Here is a 6051-nt window from a genome sequence, read left to right as displayed (position 1 = left end):
AAATTTATAACTTGAAATGGCATGTTTTTAATATTAAGCACTAAAATTCATGTTTAATATAAAATATAAAAATACCACTCCATATAAATCAATAGGTTATAAAATACATCTTATAGAATCAGCACCCCTTTTAGGTCTTCGTAAGTTGTTGTCTTTTCTATAGTCTGACGGTCTCAGGAATGCTTTGCTTCCTATGACAGGGCGGATAAGCATTGCGTCATCCTCCAATGAAGCTGATTTGATGCTGCAAAAGCGGACATCCCATTCGACAGGTTAGGTTATCCCATAGGTGAACGCCCCGGAATGCCGGACTTAAATTGACAGGTTATTGAAGTACAAAATTCAACCATTTTTGTGATAAAAAAAGATTTTTAAAAATTATCAAAAATGGATGTGGTTTCGTGCTGCCCAAGGGGGTGAGCTTTTAGTTGTAAAATTATGTTTGATTTTATTATGACAGAGAGAGAAAAAATGTGGTAATGATAGATTGCCTACACTACCTTATTGGAACCGTCACACGTCATACATACTTTTATTAAGTGCATTTAGCCTGTATTACAAAAATAAACAGCTTCAAGTGAATATATTGAAGCTGTTTTCAAGAACAATGACAAACAACCTATTTAGGAGGTGTTGTTGGAAGTTTACGTCTAGACATCTCTGCGTGATAGTCGGTGAATGTTGCTGTTCGATCAGTCAGCCAAAGCATCCAAGAATAGTCCCTAGATGCAAACCCACCATTTAATACCGCGCCAACAACAGAGACTAAACCATCTTTACCCTTGACGAAATAGTCATTGAGACCACGAATACGGTAACTTCGAGAATCCGGCCCCGTCGCAGATTCTGAAACATTGCACAGTGCTAGCACGCCACCATAGACAGGTTTAATATTAACAACCTTATAGGTTTCTTTATCTTCTTTATTATTAATAGGTTGCTTATTAAAAAAGCGAGGAAGTTGATTCTGTTGTGGTGTTTGGATTCTTACTCTAACTTGCTTTGGTGTCTCAATTCTCACTACAAGAGCTCCAGCTTCAATAGCATCCTCAAATGAATCTGGTTTGAGATTAAGTTTAGAACAGTCGATCGTTTTTGGTGGAGTGAATGAAGAACCTGAGCGATATGTTTTTCCTGTATCTTGAAAGGTAAATTTGACATTAGGATGCCGCAGTTCAGTGGTATTTAATGGCTTCTTTGCGTCTCCTGATGAAAGTTTTATGTTAGGAACATTTACACAACCTGTGAGAGTAAATAATGGAAGTAAGCAAACAGCAAAAATTTTTTTCATAATAACCTCTTTGTTTTTAGTAAAAACTACCAATTAATACAACTTGTTGGGACAGATTTTTGACCGGCATTGGTAAGAACCATAATATGGCTCGGCTCATAGCCAAGCAGTTCAAAACCTGAGCATTCTGGTACGATGCGACAGGAAAATTTGGCGAATCCACCTAAAAGACTTCTAATCTCATTAGCTCCTGCCAAGCGATCATCCTCATCGGCTCCAGCCAGACGACCATCTTCATCGGCTCCAGCCAGACGACCATCTTCACCGGCTCCAGCCAGACGATCATCTTCATCGGCTCCAGCCAGACGACCATCTTCATCGGCTCCGACCAGACGACCATCTTCATCGGCTCCAGCCAGACGACCATCTTCACCGGCTCCAGCCAGACGACCATCCTCATTGGCTCCGCTCAAACGACCACCTTCACCAATTCCAGCTAAATGGCTAGCCTCATCAAGGTTATTACGAACACGGTAACATGCACAAACAATTTTCTCATCACCAGCAAAAAGTATTGGGTTGCCATTTCCCACACCAAGGATCACTCGCTGCTTCTCATTGAGAGAGTTAATCGAATAACAGTCTTTAAGTGTTAGCTCAGTTAACAAGCCTGAACAGGCACTAAGCAAAACACATATCATTGCCCCAACACTGAATCTCATAATTTTCATATTTTACCCTCCAAGGGTATACTTTATCATATTTTTTAGCTAAACAATTAGAGAGATAAATCCATTTATCGACCATGTGCGCGAAGTTCTTCCAGTTTCCTCTTTACATCTGGCACATGACTACCCGTTGGATATCTTTTAAGGAATCCTTCGACCGTCCAAGAGCTACTTGAATAGCGTATATCATTCTGCCATTCATAGAGAGCCTGAGCTTGTTCTTCAGTAGTCAATCCTGCCCTTATCATTGGTTTTAGTTTCGCTATAACTTTTTTATCTTCACCTAAGTTGACTGTCTGTTTAAAGGATTCATAACCTTCTTTTTTAACATACACATTATAGTCCCCTAACTGTAATTTTTTTTGAAAAGGTGAGGATTGATTAAATTCTCCATTTAACACATCATTAAGGTAAATACGCGCATTATCTATATTCGGAATAATAGTTAATGTTGGAAGTTTTTCTTCGCATGAAAGTACCAATTGCCATGGATAATCACCTTCTTTTTCAACAAATTTTCTTACCACCGCTACATCAACGGCTTGCACACTATTAACATCATCTTCAGTAATGATACCAATTAGTCCCTTTTTACTAATCAACGGCGCACCAGAGGTACCTACTTCTACGCTGCTAGTCGCATAACGCAACATCCCCTTAAAATCTGGTGTATCACCAATAACACCAGCTTCGATATCTTTCGGCACAAACCATTTTTGGGCACGCCCAATAAACCAAGCCCGATCATTTGGTTGATAAGCATTCTGTTGATTAGCATCACAATAATTTTTTGGGAGCCAGTTCAGGTTAGCTGGTATATTAACTCGTAATAACGCTAAATCATGAATATCGCTTACTAGATCGAGCAACTCTGCTTTGACCGGTACTCCCTTTTGATCGTGATAAAAGCGAACATAAACAGACATAGTGGATGCGTCTGGCCCATAATTACGCACTACATGATTAGCGGTAACAATATACAACTTACCATTATCTTGAGAGACAATAACCCCAAAGCCATACTCCGTATCACCTCTGGTAATTTGTACAACTGAATTCATATACAATGCAGTGACATAATCACCAGTTGAAGTTTGCGCCTTACTATGCCAGGGGACTAGAACGCATACTCCTGAAAATATTAGAGAGATAATCCATTTAATCATTGACAGTCAATCCGATGTAAGTGATAGATGGTGTAACAAGATATTAAGGAAATAGCGTCCGTTTAATACTCCACAACAAACTCCATAAAAATAATGCAGAACCCCAGTAAAAACCTAACCGCTGTTCATGATAAATATATTCTAACAAGGTCGGGCGCAAATCTCGCTCAAATCCTCGAGGGCCAAACTCTATACCTTTAACATATCCTTCTGCAATTAATTTCAATCCTTTGATTTTCTTACCCGCCGAGTTTTTAATGATTTCTACGCGCCGGTGCAATGGTTTACTTTCAAAAAATGTAAGGTTTAATATGTCTGCTTCTTCAAGTTTGATAATTTTTCCTGTCTGCAACAAACGAATCTTTCCACCTAGCACCAAAGATTCAAACCGACCTGTTCCAGGTGGATTTTCTTCACCAAAAGACAATTTTTCAATAAGTATTTGACGTAATCGAAAGTCATCAACCTGATCTGTTCGCAGTACAATAGGTGCACCAGTTCCCTCTTCCGTATGAAAGGTCAGGGTGTCAGGAATTTCTCCCACAGCAGTATGTTTTAATTCGTCACTATCTGATTCTAAGGTTAATGTCACTGCGTTAAAATCTACTGAACCTTGTAGTTTCCCATATTTTATAGTCCATTCTACATTATGATCATTAAGCCTTCTTAGTGAAAGTTCACTTTTAGCTGGAATATCTTCTAGCGTGACATATATTTGACTTTGGCTGGAATCTTTAATACTGCGTAAATACAGTTCAAATATTTCGCCTGTTTGATCTATTTTATCCAAAAAAACTTTGGCATCTGGTGGTTGGCTCATCCAGTCAATAATATGACGAACATTACTCAGGGCTAGTTGCTTTACTTGTAACTGAATACTGTTTGCTGTTGTGATGCCTTCTTTATTAATTCCCTTGTATAATTGAAAAGTTAAACCGTCGGTTTCCACCTCAATCGCAACTTCTGCTCCCGGCAGTCTTAATGTTCCGGTCAAGCCTAAAATCACTATACATAATAAACCAATAAATACTGGCCAAAACAATGATCTATGTGGCTTAGCATCCTCTGGCGGCAGTAGTTTTTCTGCCGTTTTCGCCCAAGCTAAATGGTGTTTAGCCGCTTCGAGATTATCCTTATTCAGCAGTGCATCAGCAGCATGCGCTAAATGTTGATGATATTCCGTTTTTAGCAACTGTCTAAGCTTGTATAAGTCACGTTGCTTAATCTGTTCATCAGGCTTATTCATTCATGACCTTGATTATGTATATCTTTATTAATACATAGAATTTATAACTTATTGGCTGACGACCTGCACTCTCTCGATCAATTTCAACCAGCGTGAACTACCATCTATTTTACCCGCCACCTCTAAGCAAAGTTTACCTGTTGGACTAGCCGGTAAATAAATTTTGAATGCTTTACCTCGTTTAATAGTTACTTGTTTTATTTTTTTAAACTTACCCATTGTGCTACATGCCTGTCCAACTGTTTCTGCAAAACGCCATTGCACTTTACTAAGATCGGTTGAACTCCTTAGTGTTAACACCACATCACCCGATTCTCCAAAATTAATCGGAACATAGGTTTTATTTTTTCCATCATTGAACCAGCCATACAGCCCTACTTCCCTATCAGACAGTTTTTTTTGGTATACCACATCCTTAAGTGGCCAGTCAAGTTTACTACCTAGTGGAATCACTCCATCCATACGATAGTAAGTTTTTAATTTAATTCCTACTGCTCGAATATTAATAGCTTGAGTCGCCAGTGGTGCAGATAGTGGAATCCTTGTTTCACTAGCTAGCTCATAGCTCAAGTGCCCATGAGTTAACCCAACAATATCTAGACTGCCTGATGAAACTTTGGATCGGTAGTAGCCTTCACAGCGTCGCTGACTACGGAGTTGATAGGCAGTTAGCGGGTTATCAACGGCTTTCAAGTTGTTATCACAAACTTGAGCAGTAGCAATTGAAGCAGAGCCTATTAAAATGGAGATGATTATAATTGAGAATAAATATTTCATGACAAAATTTCCAAATATTTGTTTGCTTAGAAATCAGTGAACAGGGTTATTTTATCAAAGTCAAAAGTAAATGGTAGCTATCCACATTAATGCTGCAAAAAAATATTGGAATAGCTACATCATATTACCCATACATCTCAACTAGGCAGTGCTTGATCGAGAACTAATATTTACTTATAAAACACTAGGTTAACATGTTTTTAAAAAAAGTTTTTTGATTAGAAAGCCATTTTATTAAAACAGCTATATATTTTATATCTAAAATATAAATTCACAAAAACTTTATTTTAAAAATCATATATAACCTTTTGTATATAAATAATAAACAGAGTTTTCGGTCAAGTACTAGATATAGAACCTTTACTTCAAGTCAAAGAACTTCTTCACATATCTGACAAAAACAAACAGTAATTTCCAGTTAAAAATTACAAAAAACGCCACAAATTCTAAGATACCTCTGGTTTCCCAGTCAGCCTCTTATAAAAATGCGGCGTTTTCAAAATGTTCAAACACAGTTCACTAACTGTGCCAAAAACAAATTAATTAATCGCTCAAATTCGCTTTCGCCTGTTCTGCCAAAGCGGCAAAACCCGCTTTTTCATTCACAGCCAAATCAGCCAATACTTTACGATCAACTTCAATGCCTGCGTTTTTCAGGCCGTGAATCATACGGCTGTAAGACAAACCATGTTCACGGGCAGCGGCATTGATACGCGCAATCCACAAGGCGCGAAATTGGCGTTTACGCTGGCGGCGGTCACGGTAGGCATATTGCCCGGCTTTGGTGACTGCCTGAACGGCAACGCGATATATCTTACTGCGAAAACCACGATAACCCTTGGCTTTATTCAGTACCTTTTTATGCTTGGCGCGTGCGGTAACGCCACGTTTAACTCTAGACAT

6 protein-coding genes are annotated in these 6051 nt (G+C 38.6%); all 6 read right to left on the bottom strand.

Annotation, left to right across the window (positions count from 1 at the left end; translation table 11 throughout):
- Positions 1-619: 619 nt before the first annotated feature.
- The 6 genes from QUF61_RS15695 to rplT all read right to left on the bottom strand — a co-directional run bounded on the left by QUF61_RS15695 (position 620) and on the right by rplT (position 6051).
- Positions 620-1291 carry a hypothetical protein gene (locus tag QUF61_RS15695; RefSeq protein WP_289682545.1) on the bottom strand — a complete coding sequence of 224 codons (672 nt, stop codon included), beginning with the start codon at positions 1289-1291 and terminating at the stop codon, positions 620-622.
- 26 nt (positions 1292-1317) lie between these two features.
- Positions 1318-1704 carry a hypothetical protein gene (locus QUF61_RS15690; RefSeq protein WP_289682544.1) on the bottom strand — a complete coding sequence of 129 codons (387 nt, stop codon included), beginning with the start codon at positions 1702-1704 and terminating at the stop codon, positions 1318-1320.
- A gap of 323 nt (positions 1705-2027) precedes the next feature.
- Positions 2028-3125, bottom strand: coding sequence for a trypsin-like peptidase domain-containing protein (locus QUF61_RS15685; protein WP_289682543.1), 1098 nt, complete (start codon positions 3123-3125; stop codon positions 2028-2030).
- A 43-nt stretch (positions 3126-3168) separates the two neighbouring features.
- Positions 3169-4371 (bottom strand): hypothetical protein, encoded by a 1203-nt coding sequence (locus QUF61_RS15680; RefSeq protein ID WP_289682541.1) that lies wholly within the window; start codon positions 4369-4371, stop codon positions 3169-3171.
- A gap of 48 nt (positions 4372-4419) precedes the next feature.
- Positions 4420-5148 carry a hypothetical protein gene (locus QUF61_RS15675; protein WP_289682540.1) on the bottom strand — a complete coding sequence of 243 codons (729 nt, stop codon included), beginning with the start codon at positions 5146-5148 and terminating at the stop codon, positions 4420-4422.
- Between the two features lie 543 nt (positions 5149-5691).
- Positions 5692-6051: a 50S ribosomal protein L20 gene (gene rplT / locus QUF61_RS15670; protein ID WP_289682539.1), complete on the bottom strand. Its 360-nt coding sequence runs from the start codon at positions 6049-6051 to the stop codon at positions 5692-5694.

The sequence above is a fragment of the Candidatus Venteria ishoeyi genome (assembly GCF_030378065.1).
GTDB classification, from domain to species: Bacteria; Pseudomonadota; Gammaproteobacteria; order Beggiatoales; family Beggiatoaceae; genus Venteria; species Venteria ishoeyi.
Note: the sequence above shows the minus strand (reverse complement) of the source record. Positions and strands in the feature narration are given on the sequence as shown.

Excerpts from the sequence above, each read along its gene's own strand:
- QUF61_RS15695 (WP_289682545.1), bottom strand. The coding sequence starts at position 1,291 with ATGAAAAAAATTTTTGCTGTTTGCTTACTTCCATTATTTACTCTCACA.
- QUF61_RS15685 (WP_289682543.1), bottom strand. The coding sequence starts at position 3,125 with ATGATTAAATGGATTATCTCTCTAATATTTTCAGGAGTATGCGTTCTA.
- QUF61_RS15680 (WP_289682541.1), bottom strand. The coding sequence starts at position 4,371 with ATGAATAAGCCTGATGAACAGATTAAGCAACGTGACTTATACAAGCTT.
- QUF61_RS15675 (WP_289682540.1), bottom strand. The coding sequence starts at position 5,148 with ATGAAATATTTATTCTCAATTATAATCATCTCCATTTTAATAGGCTCT.
- rplT (WP_289682539.1), bottom strand. The coding sequence starts at position 6,051 with ATGTCTAGAGTTAAACGTGGCGTTACCGCACGCGCCAAGCATAAAAAG.